Source organism: Streptomyces sp. NPDC058650, from assembly GCF_042717315.1.
GTDB lineage: Bacteria > Actinomycetota > Actinomycetes > Streptomycetales > Streptomycetaceae > Streptomyces.
Genome location: NZ_JBHXRL010000012.1, coordinates 130,940 through 147,798 on the forward strand (window position 1 = coordinate 130,940; position 16,859 = coordinate 147,798).

Genomic DNA, 16,859 nt, shown 5'->3' on the forward strand with positions numbered 1-16,859 from the left:
CGGGGCGACAATGCCCCGGTGATATCGATCAAGAGCAAGTTCAGAACGGCCGTGACCGCGCTCGCCGTCGGCGCCGCCCTGACGGTCGCGCCGTCGGCTTCGGCCGAGCCGGTCCTGGCGGTGACCACCGGCGCGCTGTTCAACGAGCCGAACAGCACCGACGCCGCCGCCCGCGGGCGGATCCTCTTCCACCTGGGGGACCTCGTCGACGGCGCGGAGGCCGGGTCGTCCATCCGGATCTCCCTCTACCTGTTCCAGTCGGGGTACCTGGCGAACAAGCTGGGAGACGCCCACAAGAGGGGCGTCGCCGTCCAGGTCGTCGTCGACGACGACAGCAAGTCGGCGGGGCTCGACACCCTGAAGACCCGGCTGGCGGACCCGGCGGGCAGCCCCGACTCCTGGGTCCGCGGCTGCAAGGCGGAGGAAGCCTGCCTGGCCCTGGACCCGGGCACCACGGAGACGGACCCGAACGGCACGTACGACAACGTCAACCACAACAAGTTCTTCCTGTTCTCCCGTACCAAGGGCAAGGGCGACACCTACGTCGACGACGTGCTCGTGCAGTCCTCCGGGAACCTCACCGGGCAGGACCTCGACGACTGGTGGAACGACGCGCTGACGGTCGCCGGCAACACGGCACTGTTCGACGCGTACGCCCGGTACTTCGACGACCAGGCCGCCGCCGCCATCGGGCAGACGCCACAGGTCGCCGACTACGCGCACGACACCCAGGCGGGCAAGGCCAAGGTCTACTTCTTCCCGCGGGCGACCATCGACCCCGTCGTCAACATCCTCGCCACGGTGGCGCCGGTCGGCACCGCGGACTCCTGCGGCGGCAACTCCCCGGGGTTCGGCACGACCGACGGCCGTACGAAGATCCGCATCGCCCAGGGTCACATCACCCGCACCGACGTGGCACGGAAGCTGTGGGAACTCGCCAACGCGGGCTGCCACATCGAGATCGTCTACCGGTCGCTCGACAACTGGACCACCGACGACAAGCCCATGGGGCAGGTGGCCAACTGGCTCACCAGGCCGGTGACCGGCAAGGGCCGCATCACCCTGCACCAGCTCGACAACGACCGCCGCGGCGGCTCCGACTCCCACACCAAGTACCTGCTGATCGAGGGCACGTACTACGGCGGCGCGAACAAGAAGATCGTCTTCACCGGCAGCCACACCTACACGACGACGGCGCTCCGGTACAACGACGAGACGCTGCTCAAGTACGAGGACGCGGCGGTCTTCGACGCGTACGTGCGGAACTTCGAGGCCCAGCGGGCGGCGGCGCTCTCCGAAGGTCTCTAGAGCCCGTCCGGCGGATCAGGGTCGGACAGGTCGGGACCACCATCGAGCGCGGCGGCCGCGAGGGCCGGATCGATGACCGTCTCGCCGCGGAGCGCCTTGCGGACCGCCTCGGCCAGCTCCTCCACGGGCCCGTCCTTCACCAGGAACCCCGCCGCACCGGCCTCCATCGCCCGGCGCAGACCGCCAGGCCGGCCGAAGGTCGTGAGGATGAGGACCCGGCACTCCGGGGCCTCGTCCCGGAGGTCGGCGGCGGCGTCGAGACCGCCGCGTCCCGGCAGCTCGATGTCGAGAAGGGCCACGTCGGGCCGCGAGAGCAGCGCCGCGTCCACGATCTCGTCGCCCCGCCCGACCTGGGCCACGACCTCGATGTCGTGCTCCATCCCGAGCAACAGGGCCAGCCCCCCGCGCATCATGCCCTGGTCCTCCGCCAGCAGGACTCTGATCATCGCGTCCGTTCCCCCTCGTCCTCGTCCTCGTCTTCGCCTTCGTCCTTCGTGTCCAGGGTGCCGCCTGCGGCTGCCACGCGCTCGCTCAGGCACCGGAGGCCGTTTCCGGGCGTGTCCTCCGGCGTGTCCTCCGGCGTGCCCCGGCCGTCGGTCGCGCCGTCGAGGCGTCCGGCCCCTGCCTGACGTACCGTCAGGCAGGGGGTGTCGGGAGGGTTCCCAACTTCTCCCGCCTCGGCTATACATGGGATCCACCGACCTAGAACGCGTTCTAGAACGGCCGCGTTCGGGACGGTCCCGCACGGCCTCGGTGCGACCGACGGTGCGGACGGTCGCGCCGAGGTCTTTCCCGCCACCTCGCCCACGAGGAGCAGCAGCCCGATGCCGATCGACCCCGCCAAGGCCGTCGCCGCCGAACCCCGCAGCGCCGAGATCTCCTGGGACCACAAGGACGTCCAGCTCTACCACCTGGGACTGGGTGCGGGCGTCCCCGCCACGGACCCCGACGAGCTCCGCTACACCCTGGAGTCCAGGCTCCACGTCCTCCCCAGCTTCGCCACCGTCGCGGGCGCCGGCATGGGCGTCGTCGGAGGGCTCTCCGCCCCCGGCATCGACATCGACCTCGCCGCCGTCCTGCACGGCGGCCAGTCGGTCACCCTCCACCGGCCCGTCCCCGTCAACGGCCGCGCCGTCTCCACCTCCCGCGTCGCCGCCGTCTACGACAAGGGCAAGGCCGCCGTCCTCGTCCTGCGCTCCGAGGCCTCCGACGCCGACGGCCCGCTCTGGACCAGCGACGCCCAGATCTTCGTCCGCGGCGAAGGCGGCTGGGGCGGCGACCGCGGGCCCTCCGAGCGGCTCGCGCTCCCGGACCGGCTGCCCGACGCCACCGTCGAGCGGCCGATCCGCGAGGAACAGGCCCTGCTCTACCGGCTCTCCGGCGACTGGAACCCCCTCCACGCCGACCCCGAGTTCGCCAAGCTCGCCGGCTTCGACCGGCCGATCCTGCACGGCCTCTGCTCGTACGGCATGACCCTCAAGGCCGTCGTCGACACCCTGCTCGACGGGGACGTCACCCGAGTCCGCTCGTACCGCACGCGCTTCGCCGGGATCGTCCTCCCCGGCGAGACCCTGCGCCTGCGGATGTGGGCCGGCGAGGGCAGCGTCCAGGTGGCGGTCACCGCCGTGGAGCGCGACGACGCCCCCGTACTCGCCGACACCGTCGTCGAGCACTCCTGACACCTCGTACCCATTCCCGTACTCCTGAGGGGAGCCGCACCATGCGCGCAGCCGTACTGCACGAGATCGGCCAGGACAAACTCGAAGTCCTCGACGACGTCGAGGCGGTGGGCTTCGGCCCCGGCAAGGTGCGGATCCGCGTCCGCGCCACCGGCCTCTGCCACTCCGACGTCTCCGCGATGAGCGGCGTCCTGCCGCAGCCCGCCCCCTTCATCCCCGGCCACGAGGGCGCGGGCGAGATCCTCGACATCGGCGACGGCGTCACCCACCTGACCCCGGGGCAGCGCGTGCTGCTCTGCTGGCTGCCGGCCTGCGGCAGCTGCCCCGCCTGCAAGCGCGGCCAGACGCAGCTCTGCCTGGCCGGCTTCATGAACGCCGGCACGCCCAACTTCAAGCGCCCCGGCGGGGACGTCTTCGGCTTCGCCGGCACCGGCACCTTCACCGAGGAGGTCGTCGTCCCGGCGGGCTGCGCCGTCCCCATCCCCGACGACGTGCCCTTCGACATCGCGGCCCTCATCGGCTGCGGCGTCACCACGGGCCTCGGCGCGGCCATCAACACCGCGAAGGTGGAGGCCGGTTCGTCGGTCGCCGTCATCGGCTGCGGCGGCGTCGGCATCTCCACGATCCAGGGCGCCAAGCTCCAGGGCGCCGCCCAGATCATCGCCGTCGACCCCGTCGAGTCCCGGCGCGAGGCCGCGCTGCGCTTCGGCGCCACGGAGGCCGTCGCCCCGGACGCGCTCGCCGACGCCAAGCAGCGGATCACCGGCGGGGAGGGCTTCGACTACGTCTTCGAGGTCGTCGGCAAGTCCGCCACCGCCCGCACCGCCTACGAGACGACCCGGCGCGGCGGCACCCTCTGCGTCGTCGGCGCGGGCGCCCTCGACGACTTCCTCCAGTTCAACATGTTCGAGCTGTTCTTCGACGAGAAGAAGATCCTGCCCTCCATGTACGGCGGCGGGGACGTGCTCACGTCGTACGAGCGGACCATCGCGCTCTGGCGGGCCGGTCGCGTCGACCTGGAGTCGCTCATCACCCACCGGGTGCCGCTGGCCGGGATCAACGAGGCACTGGAGCAGATGCGGACGGGCACCGCACTCCGCACCTGCATCGAGATCTGAGACCCGAGATCCGAGACCTGAGATCCGAGACCTGAGACCTGAGATCCGAGAGGACTTCTGCGAGATGTCACTCCCTCTTGAGGGTTTGAGCGCGATCGTCACCGGCGCCGGACGGGGCCTCGGCCGCGCCGAGGCGCTCGAACTGGCCCGGCTCGGCGCGGCCGTCGTCGTCAACGACTACGGGCAGGCCGGCCGCGACGGCTCCGGGGAGGCCTCCGCCGCGCCCGCCGAGGAGGTCGCCGCGGAGATCCGCGCGGCGGGCGGCCGGGCGGTCGCCCACCTAGGCGACGTCTCCGACTTCGAGACGGCACGGGGCCTGATCGACCTGGCGGTGGCCGAGTTCGGGAAGCTGGACGTCCTGGTCAACAACGCGGGCATCCTGCGCGACCGGATGGTCTTCTCGATGAGCGAGGACGAGTGGGACTCCGTCGTACGGGTCCACCTCAAGGGCCACTTCAACACCACCCACTTCGCGGCGGTGCACTGGCGGGGCCGCTCCAAGGCGGGGGAGACCGGCGTCTACGGCCGGATCGTCAACACCTCATCCGAGGCCTTCCTCGCCGGCTCGGCCGGCCAGCCCAACTACGCGGCGGCCAAGGGCGGCATCGTGGGCCTGACGACCTCGTCGGCGCTCGCGCTCGCCCGGTACGGGGTCACGGCCAACGCGATCTGCCCGCGGGCCAGGACCCGCATGACGGAGGACGTCTTCGCCGGCTTCGCCGAGCCAGGGGAGGGGGACCTCGACCCGCTGTCCCCGGAGCACGTGGCGCCGCTCGTCGGCTACCTCGCCTCACCGGCGGCGGCCGGGGTCAACGGCCAGCTGCTCGTCGTCCACGGCGGGATGGTGGCGGTCGTGGACAGGCCCAGGGTGTCGGCCAAGTTCGACACGGCCAAGGAGGCGTTCACCTACGAGGAACTGGACTCCGTGCTGACCCCGCACTACGCGTCCCGCCCGGCGGGCGAGACCTTCGCCGCGGCGGAGGTGCTGGGCCTGAAGAAGGGCTGACGCGGGGGGCAAGGGGAAGGTGGGGAACGGTGAAGGGCCCCGGGGAGACCCGGGGCCCTTCACCGTATGGACGTGCTGATCGGACTACTCGGTCACGGCGCGTCGGGTTCGCGACGGTGGCGACCGTGCGGCGAGGACGTGGAGTCCTCCGCCGACGACGCCGCTCCGCGATGCCTTCCGGAGCCGTTCGGCTCCTTACCCTCCGTGCTTGCTTCCGACATGCTGGAACTCACCCCGTAGAAATCGGTCTTGCGGCCTTGCTGTGCAACGGGTGAGTTTAATGACGCGGACTCCGTCACGTCCCGTCGTAGGCGACGCGGGCCCGGTCGATCGCCTCGACGTGCCGCTCGGCCCAGCCGCGAGGCCGACCAGCGAGTCGTACAGCTCCCGCGCCATCGGCGTCGCCGTGTCGAGGTGCACGGGCGGGCGGGCCGGGTCGTCCTGCGCTCGACCGACGACTCGCTGGTCGGACCCGAGTTCGTCCTCACGCACGCGAAGGTCAACGGCGGCCCCGTCGAGACGCTCACGCTGCCCGAGCGCTACCGCCCGGCGGCGGGCGGGGTGCCGTCGCCGGTGGGCAACGTGCACCAGGTGTACGCGGATCTGGCGCGGGCGATCCGTACCGGCGAACCCCTCGACCCCGACTTCGGCACGGCGGTCCGCACGCACCGCCTCCTCGACGCGATCAAGCGGTCCGCCCGGACGGGCCGGCGCGAGCGGCTCGGCCGAACGCCCGTCCGTACGGAGTCCCGTCTCAGCCCGCGGGCCTGCGGTCGGCCAGTGGAGCCTGCTGGAGAGGCACCGGGCGGCACACGCGGGGCTCGTCGGGGGTCACCACCACCCGTACCGGCTCCGGTTCCGGCTCGGGTGGTGTCTCCAGGTCCGCGAGGCCGCACGGCGCGCCGGCCGTCGCGTACGGCAGTCGCAGGACGCCCTCGGCCGTCCACAGTCCCGCACCGGTCAGCCAGCCCAGGGGCGCGGCCGACTGGACCATCCGGCGGGACGAGGGCTCCCAGGTCCCCACCCAGCTCCCGCCGGCCGCGTCGATCCGCAGCGCCACCGAGCAGCTCTCCGGCATCAGGACCTGGCCGGGCTGCACCGCGAACGGCGTCACCGTCGCGTCGTCGAGCCGCAGGCACTCCGGGAACCGCACCGGCAGCAGGCTGCCGAGCACCCCCCAGCCGAGCCGCTCGCGCCCCGGCGCCGGCGCGTCGGAGCCGATGAGGAGCAGCCCGCTGTCCGGGTCGGCGAGGAGCAGCCGGTCGTCGCTCTCCTCGGTGATCTGGAGCAGCGGTGTCACCTCGCCGCCCCGCTCCAGGTCGACGGCGACGGCCTTCACCGGTCCGTCGTCCAGCCGCCGGTCGAGCGCGAGCATCCGGCCCGTGCGGTCGAGCCACACCCCGCCCGAGCAGCGGCCCTTGACCTCGGCGACCTGCTCGGGGCCGAAGGCGCCGCCCGCGACGAGCCACAGCGTCGTCGTGTCGGGGCCGACGCACATCGCGTACCCGCAGATGCCGTCCGGGGAGGGCGGCAGCAGGACAAGACGCTCGGAGCCGGGCGCCTCCACGGCGCCGAGCTGGAGCTCCCCGGTGGCCGGGCCGGTGGGGTAGAGCAGCGAGAACGTGTTCCGCCGCCCGTCCACGCGGCGGGCGACGAGCACCCGGCCGTCCGCGAGGGGCAGCAGCCCGGTGTGGGGCTCCTCCGGCTGGCCGAGGGGGAGCGGGACGGCGTACGGCTCGGGGCCGTCGAGCGTCCACCGCTCCACGTACAGGGCGTCACCGGCGCCCGCGAGCCTGGCCGCGTACGCGCCGTTGGCCGTGATCGTGAAGCCGGCCGACCCGGTGGGGTCCTTGTCGCGGTCGTCGTCCTCGGCCGCGGTCTCGATGGCACACGCTGTCATCGACTCGTCACCTCCGGCCACGAAGCTAGTTTTCGCACTTCCTGCCGAACAACACGAGCCGGGTCACTTCACACATAAGGGTGGTCGTGCGGCGGTTCTGCTGAGGGGGAGGGGGCGGCTGTGCTGGAGTGACCGGTGGTGAGTAAGGTAAGGCGATCCTAAGCGGAGTCTGTGACTCCGATCGGTCGCCCCCATATCCCCGTACAGCAGCGCGTACAGAAGCACGTACAGGAGCCTTCTCATGTCCCTCCGCCGTCGCGGCACCGCCACCGTCGTCGCCCTCGCCGCCGCGCTCTCCCTCGCGGCCTGCGGAGGAGGAGACGGAGGGTCCGACACCTCCGCGAAGGAGGACGCGACCAAGAAGAAGGACGTCGCCACCGGCGGCAAGGACTTCGGCGACGCCGCCGCCAAGACCGCGGCCATGGGGACCGACGCGAAGCCGGGCCGGTTCCCCCGCACGCTCACCCACGCCCTCGGCACGACCGAGCTCAAGGCCGCCCCCAAGCGGGTCGTCGTCCTCGACGTCGGCGAGCTCGACAACGTCGTCTCCCTCGGCGTCCAGCCCGTCGGCTACGCCCCCTCCGAGGGCGACGAGGCCATCCCCGGCTACCTCAAGAAGGACGCGGGCGCCCCGAAGTCCGTCGGCACCATCAACAACCTCAACCTGGAGGCCATCGCCAACCTCCAGCCCGACCTCATCCTCGGCAGCCAGCTGCGCGCCGCCGACAAGTACGACGAGCTGTCGAAGATCGCGCCGACCGTCTTCTCCATCCGCCCGGGCTTCACCTGGAAGGAGAACTACCTCCTCAACGCCGCCGCGCTCGACAAGACCGCCGAGGCGAAGACGAAGCTCTCCGCGTACGAGACGAAGGCGAAGCAGCTCGGAGCCGACATCGGCACGGACAAGCCGACGATCTCCATGGTCCGCTACCTCCCCGGCAAGATCCGCCTCTACGCGAAGGCCTCCTTCATCGGCACGATCCTGGAGGACGCCGGTCTGCCCCGGCCCAAGAACCAGCAGATCGACGAGCTCGCGGCCGAGATCAGCCCGGAGAAGATCGACGACGCCGACGCCGACTGGATCTTCACCGGCGTCTACGGCGATGCCAAGGCCACCAAGAAGGACGCCGCCCAGGCCAATCCGCTCTGGAAGAACCTGAAGGCCGTCAAGGCCGGCCAGGCCAAGGACGTCCCGGACGAGACCTGGTACCTCGGCCTCGGCGTGACCGCGGCGAACAGCGTCCTCGACGACCTGCGCGAGGACCTGGTGAAGTAGGCCCGGACGAGGTTGTCCACAGGCCGGGACTTCGGCCAGAGCAGGCGGGCGCGGGAGCCAGGTAGCCTTTCCTCCGTGCCCCGCCTGTCTGAAGTCATCTCCGCGCTCGACGCCCTCTGGCCGCCCCAGCGGGCCGAGCAGTGGGACGCCGTCGGCACCGTCTGCGGCGACCCCGACGCCGAGGTCACCCGCGTCCTGTTCGCCGTCGACCCGGTCCAGGAGATCGCCGACGAGGCGATCGCCCTCGGCGCCGACCTGCTCGTCACCCACCACCCGCTCTATCTGCGCGGTACGACGACGGTCGCGGCCGGCCACTTCAAGGGGCGCGTCGTGCACGGCCTCATCAAGCACGACATCGCCCTCCACGTCGCGCACACCAACGCGGACACCGCCGAGCCCGGCGTCTCCGACGCCCTCGCCGGCGCGCTCGACCTCCGGGTCATCGGCCCCCTCGTGCCCGAGAGCAACCTCGGCCGGATCTGCGAGCTCGACCAGCCCGAGACCCTCGCCGAGTTCGCGGCCCGCGCCGCGAAGCGGCTGCCCGCCACCGCGCAGGGCATCCGGGTCGCCGGCGACCCCGGCATGACCGTCCGCCGCGTCGCCGTCAGCGGCGGCTCCGGCGACAGCCTCTTCGACGCCGTACGGGCCGCGGGCGTGGACGCCTTCCTCACCGCCGACCTGCGCCACCACCCGGTCTCCGAGGCCACCCAACACGCGACACGGTCCGGGCCGCTGGGCCTGGTCGACGCCGCCCACTGGGCCACCGAATGGCCCTGGTGCGAGCAGGCCGCCGCCCAGCTCGACGAGATTTCCGACCGCCACGGCTGGGACCTCCGCGTCCACGTCTCGAAGACGGTCACCGACCCCTGGTCCTCCCACCACACCTCCCCTGGAGCCCCCAACTGAATGCCGCGCCCGCCGACCAGATCCGCCTCCTCGACGTCCAGGCCCTGGACGTCCGACTCCAGCAGCTCGCCCACAAGCGCCGGTCGCTCCCCGAGCACGCCGAGATCGAGTCGCTGGCCAAGGACCTCACGCAGCTGCGCGACCTGCTCGTCGCCGCGCAGACCGAGGAGAGCGACTGCGGCCGCGAGCAGACCAAGTCCGAGCAGGACGTCGACCTGGTCCGCCAGCGCGCCGCCCGCGACCAGCAGCGGCTCGATTCCGGCGCCGCCTCGCCGAGGGACCTGGAGAACCTCCAGCGCGAGATCGTCTCCCTCGCCAAGCGCCAGGGCGATCTGGAAGAGATCGTCCTGGAGGTCATGGAGCGCCGCGAGTCCGCCCAGGAGCGCGTCGCCGAGCTGACCGAGCGGGTCTCCGCCGTCCAGGCCAAGACCGACGACGCCACCGCCCGGCGTGACGCCGCCCAGGGCGAGCTGGACGCCGAGTCCGCGTCCGTCACCAAGGAGCGCGAGCTCATCGCGGGCTCCGTCCCGGCCGACCTGCTCAAGCTGTACGAGAAGCTGCGCGAGCAGCAGGGCGGTGTCGGCGCGGCGCGGCTGTACCAGCGCAAGTGCGAGGGCTGCCACATCGAGCTCAACATCACCGAGCTGAACGACATCCGGGCCGCCGCCCGCGACGCCGTCGTCCGGTGCGAGAACTGCCGCCGGATCCTGGTCCGCACCTCGGAGTCCGGTCTGTAATGCCGTCTCCGTCTTCGCGTGAGGTGATCGTCGAGGCCGACGGGGGGTCCCGGGGCAATCCGGGGCCCGCCGGTTACGGGGCGGTCGTCCTGGACCCCGTGACGGGCGAGACGCTCGCGGAGGCGGCCGAGTACATCGGCGTGGCGACGAACAACGTCGCCGAGTACAAGGGCCTGGTGGCGGGGCTCACGGCGGCCCGGGCGCTCTTCCCGGACGCCACCGTCCACGTCCGCATGGACTCCAAGCTGGTCGTCGAGCAGATGTCCGGCCGCTGGAAGATCAAGCACCCGGACATGAAGCCGCTGGCCGCGGAGGCGGGTCGCGTCTTCCCGGCCGGCCAGGTCCGCTACGAGTGGATCCCGCGCGAGCTGAACAAGCACGCGGACCGGCTCGCCAACGAGGCGATGGACGCGGGCAAGCAGGGCCGCCAGTGGGAGCCGTCCGGCTCGACGGCGGCCCTGGGCGCGGCGAGCTCCGCGGTCCTGGCCCCGTCGGGACCGCCCGGCGACGCGACGGCGGGCGCGGCCCGCGCGCGTGCGGCGCTGGCGGGGACCTCCGGGGGCGGAGCTCCCGGGGTCGGTACCGCCGGGGTCGGTACCTCCGCCACCTCCGAACAGCTCGACGACGGGCTGTTCGCACCCGACGAGGCCGTCGCGGCGCAGGCCCGCGCCTCCCTCGCCTCGGCGGCGCGGACGGAGGCGACCACCCACGCGGAGAAGGCTCCGCAGGGCTGGTCCGGGCCCGACATGGGGGCTCCGGCGACGTTCGTGCTGCTGCGGCACGGCGAGACCGCGCTCACGCCCGAGAAGCGGTTCTCGGGGAGCGGCGGCACCGACCCCGAGCTGTCGGCGGCCGGGCTGCGTCAGGCCGAGGCCGTCGCCGAGGCGCTCGCCGCGCGCGGCACCATCCAGGAGATCGTCAGCTCGCCCCTCACCCGCTGCCGCCAGACCGCCGCCGCCGTCGCCGCCCGCCTCGGGCTCGACGTCCACGTCGACCGGGGGCTGCGCGAGACCGACTTCGGGGCCTGGGAGGGCCTGACCTTCGGCGAGGTCCGCGAGCGGTACCCGGACGACCTCGACGCCTGGCTGGCCTCCCCGAAGGCCGCGCCGACCGGCGGGGGCGAGAGCTTCGCGGCCGTCGCCCGGCGCGTCGCCGCCGCCCGGGACCGGCTGACCGCCGCCCACGCGGGCCGTACCGTCCTCCTCGTCACCCACGTCACCCCGATCAAGACCCTGGTCCGGCTCGCGCTCGGCGCCCCGCCCGAGTCGCTGTTCCGGATGGAGCTCTCGGCGGCCTCGATCTCGGCGGTGGCCTACTACGCCGACGGCAACGCGTCCGTGCGGCTCCTCAACGACACCTCGCACCTGCGCTGAAAACGGCTGGACGCCCCGTCCGGGGGCGCACCACCATCACCTCCCATGACGTGGTACTTCACCGAGGACGCCGCCGCCTTCCGCGCCGCCGCGGGCGGCCTCCTGGCCGCCGAGGCGGCCCGTAACACCGCCGTGCTCACCCTCATGGACTCCGCCGGACTGCTCGGCTGGTGGGCCGGGCCCGACGGCCGGGTCACCGGGGTGCTCGCGGTGTCCCCGTCCCGCGTGCCGGTCTTCGGGGCCGTGACGGTGGAGGCGGCCCGCGCCCTCGCCTTCCCGGCCGGCGAGGAGCCGACGGCCGTGCGCGGGGAGACCGCGGCCGTCGAGGCCTTCGCGGAGGCCACCGGCCTCCCGTGGACCCCGACGGGCCGCATGCGGCTCTTCCGGCTCGGGGAGCTCGTCCCGCCCGACCCGGCCCCGGCCGGCCGCGCCCGCGTCGCCACCGCGGCGGACATCCCTCTCACCGCCACCTGGGCGTGGGAGTTCGCCCGGGACATCGGGGAGGCCCCGGGGCAGGACAAGGACTTCACCGGGCCCGTCACGGACCGGGTCTCCGACGGCCGGCTCGTCCTCTGGGAGGCGCCCGACGGCCGGCCGGTGTCGATGGCGTGCGTCTCGCCCACGATCGAGGGCCAGGCCCGCGTCCACCTCGTCTACACCCCGCCCGCCGAGCGCGGACGCGGATACGCGGCCGGTGCCACGGAGGCGGTCAGCCGGGCCGCGCGCGACGGCGGCGCCGCGCAGGTCCTTCTCTTCACGGACCTCGCCAACCCCACCAGCAACGCCCTCTACCAGCGGCTCGGCTACCGCCCGGTGACGGATCACCTGGGCGTGGAGTTCACCGGCCCCGGCCGCTGACAGGGCCCCGGAGCGCCGCCGCCCCGCGCGCGAGGGCCTCGACCCGGGGCCAGTCGCGGGCCGCGAGGGCGTCGGGCGGCAGCATCCACGTACCGCCGACGCAGCCGACGTTGGGGAGGGACAGGTAGGCGGGGGCGGAGGCGAGGGAGATGCCGCCCGTCGGACAGAAGCGGGCCTGCGGGAGCGGGCCCGCGAGGGACTTCAGGTACGGGACGCCGCCCGCCGCCTCCGCCGGGAAGAACTTCATGTCCTCCACCCCGCGTTCGAGCAGCGCCACGACCTCCGAGGCCGTCGAGACGCCTGGCAGGAAGGGCACGCCCGACTCCCGCAGCGCGTCCAGGAGCCGCTCGGTCCACCCGGGGCTCACCAGGAACCGGGCCCCGGCGCCGACCGCGTCCGCGACCCCGGCCGGGGAGACGACCGTGCCCGCGCCGACGACCGCCTCCGGCACCTCGGCCGCGATCGCCCGGAGGGCGTCGAGCGCGGCGGGGGTGCGGAGGGTGACCTCGATCAGCGGCAGCCCGCCGGCGACGAGGGCGCGGGCCAAGGGGACGGCGTCGGCGGCGTCCTCGATCACCACGACGGGGACGACGGGGACGGCCGCGACGACAGGGACGGCCGTGACGACAGGGACGGCCGCGACGACGGGGACGGAAGAGGCTTCCGCGGCCTCCGGGGCAAGGTCGAACACGCTCGTCATGGGCCTCATCGTGCCCATGGCGAGCGTGACGCGCAACGAACGTTGCGCAGGGTGCAACAGCGTCTAGTGGATCTCGTCCACCAGGACGTCAAGGGCACCCGCCTTGCCGCCCTCCTCCACCACGTACCGCAGATCCCGCAGCGCCACGGCCAGCTCCTCCGGCGAACCCGGCTCCGCGCCCGCCTCCAGGAGGCTCCGCACGATCCGGCCCTTCGTCGCCTTGTTGAAGTGGCTGACCACCTTCCGGGTCGGCGCGTGCAGCACCCGCACGGTCGCGGTCCGCGCCGCCACCTCGCCCTTCGGCTTCCACGCCGACGCGTACGCCGACGAGCGCAGGTCCAGGACGAGCCCGTCCCCGGCCGCCTCCGGCAGCACGGACGCCATCGCGCCCCGCCAGTGCGCGCCCAGCGCGCCAAGACCCGGCAGCTTGACCCCCATCGAGCAGCGGTACGACGGAATCCGGTCGGTCACCCGCACCGCGCCCCACAGCCCCGAGAAGACGAGCAGGGACCGCCCCGCGCGCTTCCGGGCCGCCGCGTCCAGGGTCGCCAGACCCAGCGCGTCGTACAGGACGCCCGTGTAGACCTCGCCCGCGGGGCGCGCGCCCGCCGTCCGCAGCTCGACGTTCTTCGCGACCTCGCCGCGCAGCCCCTCGCTCAGCCCGAGGACCTCCCGCGCCTTCTCCTCGTCGGCCGCGCACAGCTCGACCAGCTCGTCCAGGACCGCGGCCCGCGCCTCCGCGAGCCCCGGCAGGGACAGCGACTCCGGCTTGAGCGGCGCCCCGCGCCCCGAGGAGGCCTTGCCTTCGGAGGGCGGCAACAGCACGAGCACGGTGGTTCTCCTTCGTACGGACGGGGGTGGGGGTGCGGCCCCGGCCGTCCAGCGTACGAGGTGCCGGGCCCCACCCCGAGCCATAGGCTCGGTCCATGCCACGCCGCCACATCCACGTGACCGGCGCAGCCGAGGCTCCGCTGCGGGCCGCCCTGCGCGCACTCCGTACCGAGCTCGCGATCCCCGAGGCCTTCCCGCCCGCCGTCCTGGCCGAGGCCGAGGCCGCCGCGAAGGCCCCCCGGCTCCCCGCGTACGACGCCACCGACCTGCCGTTCCTCACGATCGACCCGCCGACCTCCACCGACCTCGACCAGGCCATGCACCTGACCCGGCGGGCCGACGGCGGCTACCGCGTCCACTACGCCATCGCCGACGTCGCCGCCTTCGTCGCACCCGGCTCCGCGCTCGACGCCGAGGCCCACCGGCGGGTCCTCACCCTCTACTTCCCCGACGGCAAGGTCCCCCTCCACCCCGCCGTCCTCTCCGAAGGCGCCGCCAGCCTCCTCCCCGGCGAACCCCGCCCCGCGCTGCTCTGGCGCATCGACCTCGACGCCGAGGGGCGCAGGGTCGCCACCGACGTGCGCCGCGCCCTCGTCCGCAGCCGCGCCAAGCTCGACTACGCGGGCGTGCAGCGGCAGATCAACGCCGGCACGGCCGAGGAACCCCTCGCCCTCCTCCGCGAGATCGGACGGCTCCGCGAGGCCCTCGAAGGCGAGCGCGGCGGCATCTCCCTCAGCGTCCCCGAGCAGGAGATCGTCGAGACCGACCACACCTACTCCCTCGCCTACCGGGCGCCGCTCCCCGCAGACGGCTGGAACGCCCAGATCTCCCTGCTCACCGGCATGGCCGCCGCCGACCTCATGACCGCCGCAGGCACCGGCATCCTCCGCACCCTGCCCACGGCCCCCGACGGCGCGGTCGCCCGGCTGCGCCGCTCCGCGCGGGCCCTCGGCGTCGACTGGCCGCACCACGTCTCGTACGCGGACGTCGTCCGCTCCGTCGACCCCACGAACACGCGCCACGCCGCCTTCCTCCAGGAGTGCACGACCCTCCTGCGCGGCGCCGGGTACACCGTCTTCACCGACGGCCACATCCCCACCCCGGCCGTGCACGCCGCCGTCGCCGACGAGTACACGCACTGCACCGCCCCGCTGCGCAGACTCGTCGACCGGTACGCGGGCGAGCTGTGCCTGGCGGCGGTCGCGGGGAACGAGCCGCCCGAGTGGGTACGGGCCGCGCTGCCCGCGCTCCCCGACGAGATGGCGGCGGGCACGCGCCGCGCCAACACCGTCGAGCGCGAGAGCGTCGACATCGTCGAGGCGGCGCTCCTGAAGGAACGGATCGGCGAGGTCTTCGACGCGTACGTGATCGACGTGAAGGAACGCGAACCGGCCGTCGGCACCGTCCACCTGGAGGACCCGGCGGTCGTCGCCCGGATCGAGGGCGGCGGCTCCCGGCTGCCGCTGGGGGAGTGGCTGCGGGTCAGGCTGGCGGAGGCGGACCCGGGGTCGGCGAAGGTGCTGTTCGCGCCCGCGTGAGGGCGTCGGTCAGGGCCTTCGGGTCGTCGGCGTGGACCCGCACGATCCGTACGGGCCGGGGCGCGCCGAGCAGCCGGGGCGCGTCGACCGGCTCGGTCAGCTCGATCGTGACGGAGGTCTGGGCGCCGACGGCGAGATTCAGTTCGCCGTCGGTCTTCTCGTGCGAGAACAGCGACTCGCGGCGGACGGAGGCGATCAGACCGAGCGGTACGGGTACGTCGACGTGGGCCGCCTGCCGCAGCCGCAGGACGTCACCGCTCAGCACGTGCGGCCGGGTCACGGAGGCCGCGTGCAGCCCCAGGACGAACAGCACGGTGTAGACGTCGAGGACGAGGACGACCGCGTGGACGACGGGCCAGTCGGCGAGCAGGTACGACATGCCGACCGTCTCGACCAGGCAGACGAACGCGAAGCCGTAGAACAGGGCGGCCTGGTCACGGGCGTGCGGGAAGACGCCGTCCGCGCCGCCGACGCCGTGCGGCCGCCGCGCGACCCACCGCACGAGGCTCGTCATCAGCCGCAGCTCGTGGCCGACGAGCCGGAGCACGGCCTCGGGCACGAGCTCCGCCACGGCCTCCCGGGCGGAGAGCCCGCGCCGCCGCAGCCGCAGGTAGACGAGCCCCTCGGTGACCAGGAGGACGACGACCAGGAGCTCGGCGACGGCGAGGACGGCGCCGGGTATCCGCACCCCGCCGACGAGGCAGACGGCGAGGACGAGCTCGGCGGGGAGCGCGGTGTAGGCGACGAGCCGCAGGATGCGGATGATCCCGGCACGCTCACGTGCGTCGCTGGTCATCGGTCACCCTCCTGCGGGTCCTGTCGCTCCTGCACGAGCCGCAGCGCCAGGCGGACGGCGGCGGCCTGGGCGGGGGCCAGGTCGCCGAAGAAGACGTCCGCGAGCCCGCCCGCCCCCTCGGCGGGCAGCTCCACCCCCGCCTCGTCCGGCAGACAGGCGGCGAGCACGTGGGCGGCCTCGGCCACCCGCGGGTCGTCGGGCTCCGCCCCGGCGAGGGCGTCGAGTCGCGCGTACACCTCGTGCGCGTACTCGGCCGTCCCGCGCAGCAGGCCGATCAGCCGGGCCCGCTCCTCCTCCGGGACGACGGTGTCGAGCAGGGCGAGGATCTCGCGGTCCTTCGCCGCCATGGGCGAGTCGGACACCGGGCCGAGGCCCGCAAGGAGCTCGCCGAGCTCAGCCGACACGGGCCCGTCGGCGGGCAGCAGCCCGTCCCGCGCCCGGTCGAGCAGCGCGGCGAGCCGCTCCCGCCGCTCCCGGATGACCGCCTCCTGCCGGGCGAGGTCCTCCTCCAGCTCCCGGAGCACCTCCACGAGTCCGCGCCCCTCGTCGTCCGCGAGCACCCCGCGCACCTCGTCGAGGCCGAGCCCCAGCTCGGTCAGCCGCCGGATCCGGGCGAGCAGCACGGCGTCCCGGATCCCGTACTCCCGGTATCCGTTGGCCCGCCGCGCGGGCTCGGGCAGCAGCCCCGACTGGTGGTAGTGCCGCACGGCCCGCGGGGTGACCCCGACGAGCGCGGCGATCTCGCCGATACGCATGCGATCAGTAGAAACCCTGACGCTGCGGCAAGGTCAAGCGGTGGTCCGCCGTGCCGTCCGGATCATGTGTCACGATCG

The 16,859-nt window shown here is 73.6% G+C and carries 15 protein-coding genes and 1 pseudogene; 10 read left to right on the plus strand and 6 right to left on the minus strand.

From position 1 onward, the window contains the following. Positions 1-18: 18 nt before the first annotated feature. On the plus strand, positions 19-1,308 hold the full coding sequence (locus ACFWWU_RS22440; RefSeq protein WP_384147591.1) for a phospholipase D family protein: 1,290 nt from the start codon (positions 19-21) through the stop codon (positions 1,306-1,308). 29 nt (positions 1,309-1,337) lie between these two features. Here ACFWWU_RS22440 and ACFWWU_RS22445 read toward each other — a convergent pair. Continuing rightward, a pseudogene (locus ACFWWU_RS22445) lies at positions 1,338-1,754 on the minus strand (response regulator transcription factor); the annotation flags it as partial. A gap of 378 nt (positions 1,755-2,132) precedes the next feature. Here ACFWWU_RS22445 and ACFWWU_RS22450 point away from each other — a divergent pair. The 3 genes from ACFWWU_RS22450 to ACFWWU_RS22460 all read left to right on the plus strand — a co-directional run bounded on the left by ACFWWU_RS22450 (position 2,133) and on the right by ACFWWU_RS22460 (position 5,111). Beyond that, positions 2,133-2,987, plus strand: a complete 855-nt coding sequence (locus ACFWWU_RS22450) for a MaoC/PaaZ C-terminal domain-containing protein (RefSeq protein WP_384147592.1) — start codon at positions 2,133-2,135, stop codon at positions 2,985-2,987. A 41-nt stretch (positions 2,988-3,028) separates the two neighbouring features. Beyond that, complete coding sequence (locus ACFWWU_RS22455) at positions 3,029-4,105, plus strand: Zn-dependent alcohol dehydrogenase (RefSeq protein ID WP_384147593.1); 1,077 nt, start codon at positions 3,029-3,031, stop codon at positions 4,103-4,105. 64 nt (positions 4,106-4,169) lie between these two features. Beyond that, positions 4,170-5,111: a 3-oxoacyl-ACP reductase gene (locus ACFWWU_RS22460; RefSeq protein ID WP_384147594.1), complete on the plus strand. Its 942-nt coding sequence runs from the start codon at positions 4,170-4,172 to the stop codon at positions 5,109-5,111. Between the two features lie 754 nt (positions 5,112-5,865). On the opposite strand, the gene ACFWWU_RS22465 is transcribed toward ACFWWU_RS22460, so the two are convergent. Beyond that, positions 5,866-7,011 (minus strand): hypothetical protein, encoded by a 1,146-nt coding sequence (locus ACFWWU_RS22465; protein WP_384147595.1) that lies wholly within the window; start codon positions 7,009-7,011, stop codon positions 5,866-5,868. 241 nt (positions 7,012-7,252) lie between these two features. Between ACFWWU_RS22465 and ACFWWU_RS22470 the strand changes: the two genes are divergently transcribed. The 5 genes from ACFWWU_RS22470 to ACFWWU_RS22490 all read left to right on the plus strand — a co-directional run bounded on the left by ACFWWU_RS22470 (position 7,253) and on the right by ACFWWU_RS22490 (position 12,161). After that, positions 7,253-8,287: an ABC transporter substrate-binding protein gene (locus ACFWWU_RS22470; protein WP_384147596.1), complete on the plus strand. Its 1,035-nt coding sequence runs from the start codon at positions 7,253-7,255 to the stop codon at positions 8,285-8,287. A gap of 75 nt (positions 8,288-8,362) precedes the next feature. After that, a complete protein-coding gene (locus tag ACFWWU_RS22475) occupies positions 8,363-9,193 on the plus strand; it encodes a Nif3-like dinuclear metal center hexameric protein (protein WP_384147597.1) in 831 nt (276 codons plus the stop codon). Continuing rightward, the gene (locus ACFWWU_RS22480; RefSeq protein ID WP_384147658.1) at positions 9,190-9,930 is read left to right on the plus strand and encodes a zinc ribbon domain-containing protein; all 741 of its coding nucleotides are present in this window, start codon (positions 9,190-9,192) and stop codon (positions 9,928-9,930) included. The genes ACFWWU_RS22475 and ACFWWU_RS22480 overlap by 4 nt, the downstream gene beginning before the upstream one ends. After that, on the plus strand, positions 9,930-11,303 hold the full coding sequence (locus ACFWWU_RS22485) for a bifunctional RNase H/acid phosphatase (RefSeq protein WP_384147598.1): 1,374 nt from the start codon (positions 9,930-9,932) through the stop codon (positions 11,301-11,303). The genes ACFWWU_RS22480 and ACFWWU_RS22485 overlap by 1 nt, the downstream gene beginning before the upstream one ends. A gap of 45 nt (positions 11,304-11,348) precedes the next feature. Next, positions 11,349-12,161 (plus strand): GNAT family N-acetyltransferase, encoded by an 813-nt coding sequence (locus tag ACFWWU_RS22490; protein ID WP_384147599.1) that lies wholly within the window; start codon positions 11,349-11,351, stop codon positions 12,159-12,161. On the opposite strand, the gene eda is transcribed toward ACFWWU_RS22490, so the two are convergent. Both eda and yaaA read right to left on the minus strand, forming a co-directional pair. After that, on the minus strand, positions 12,142-12,861 hold the full coding sequence (gene eda / locus ACFWWU_RS22495) for a bifunctional 4-hydroxy-2-oxoglutarate aldolase/2-dehydro-3-deoxy-phosphogluconate aldolase (RefSeq protein ID WP_384147600.1): 720 nt from the start codon (positions 12,859-12,861) through the stop codon (positions 12,142-12,144). The two genes, ACFWWU_RS22490 and eda, sit on opposite strands and share 20 nt — an antisense overlap. 63 nt (positions 12,862-12,924) lie before the next feature. Continuing rightward, positions 12,925-13,692, minus strand: coding sequence for a peroxide stress protein YaaA (gene yaaA, locus ACFWWU_RS22500; protein ID WP_384147601.1), 768 nt, complete (start codon positions 13,690-13,692; stop codon positions 12,925-12,927). A gap of 95 nt (positions 13,693-13,787) precedes the next feature. On the opposite strand from yaaA, the gene ACFWWU_RS22505 reads away from it, so the two are divergent. Continuing rightward, positions 13,788-15,230: an RNB domain-containing ribonuclease gene (locus ACFWWU_RS22505; protein ID WP_384147602.1), complete on the plus strand. Its 1,443-nt coding sequence runs from the start codon at positions 13,788-13,790 to the stop codon at positions 15,228-15,230. Here ACFWWU_RS22505 and ACFWWU_RS22510 read toward each other — a convergent pair. Together ACFWWU_RS22510 and ACFWWU_RS22515 are read right to left on the minus strand one after the other, a co-directional pair. Then, a complete protein-coding gene (locus tag ACFWWU_RS22510) occupies positions 15,175-16,026 on the minus strand; it encodes a hypothetical protein (protein ID WP_384147603.1) in 852 nt (283 codons plus the stop codon). The two genes, ACFWWU_RS22505 and ACFWWU_RS22510, sit on opposite strands and share 56 nt — an antisense overlap. After that, positions 16,023-16,781: a MerR family transcriptional regulator gene (locus tag ACFWWU_RS22515; RefSeq protein ID WP_384147604.1), complete on the minus strand. Its 759-nt coding sequence runs from the start codon at positions 16,779-16,781 to the stop codon at positions 16,023-16,025. The genes ACFWWU_RS22510 and ACFWWU_RS22515 overlap by 4 nt, the downstream gene beginning before the upstream one ends. Positions 16,782-16,859 lie beyond the last annotated feature (78 nt).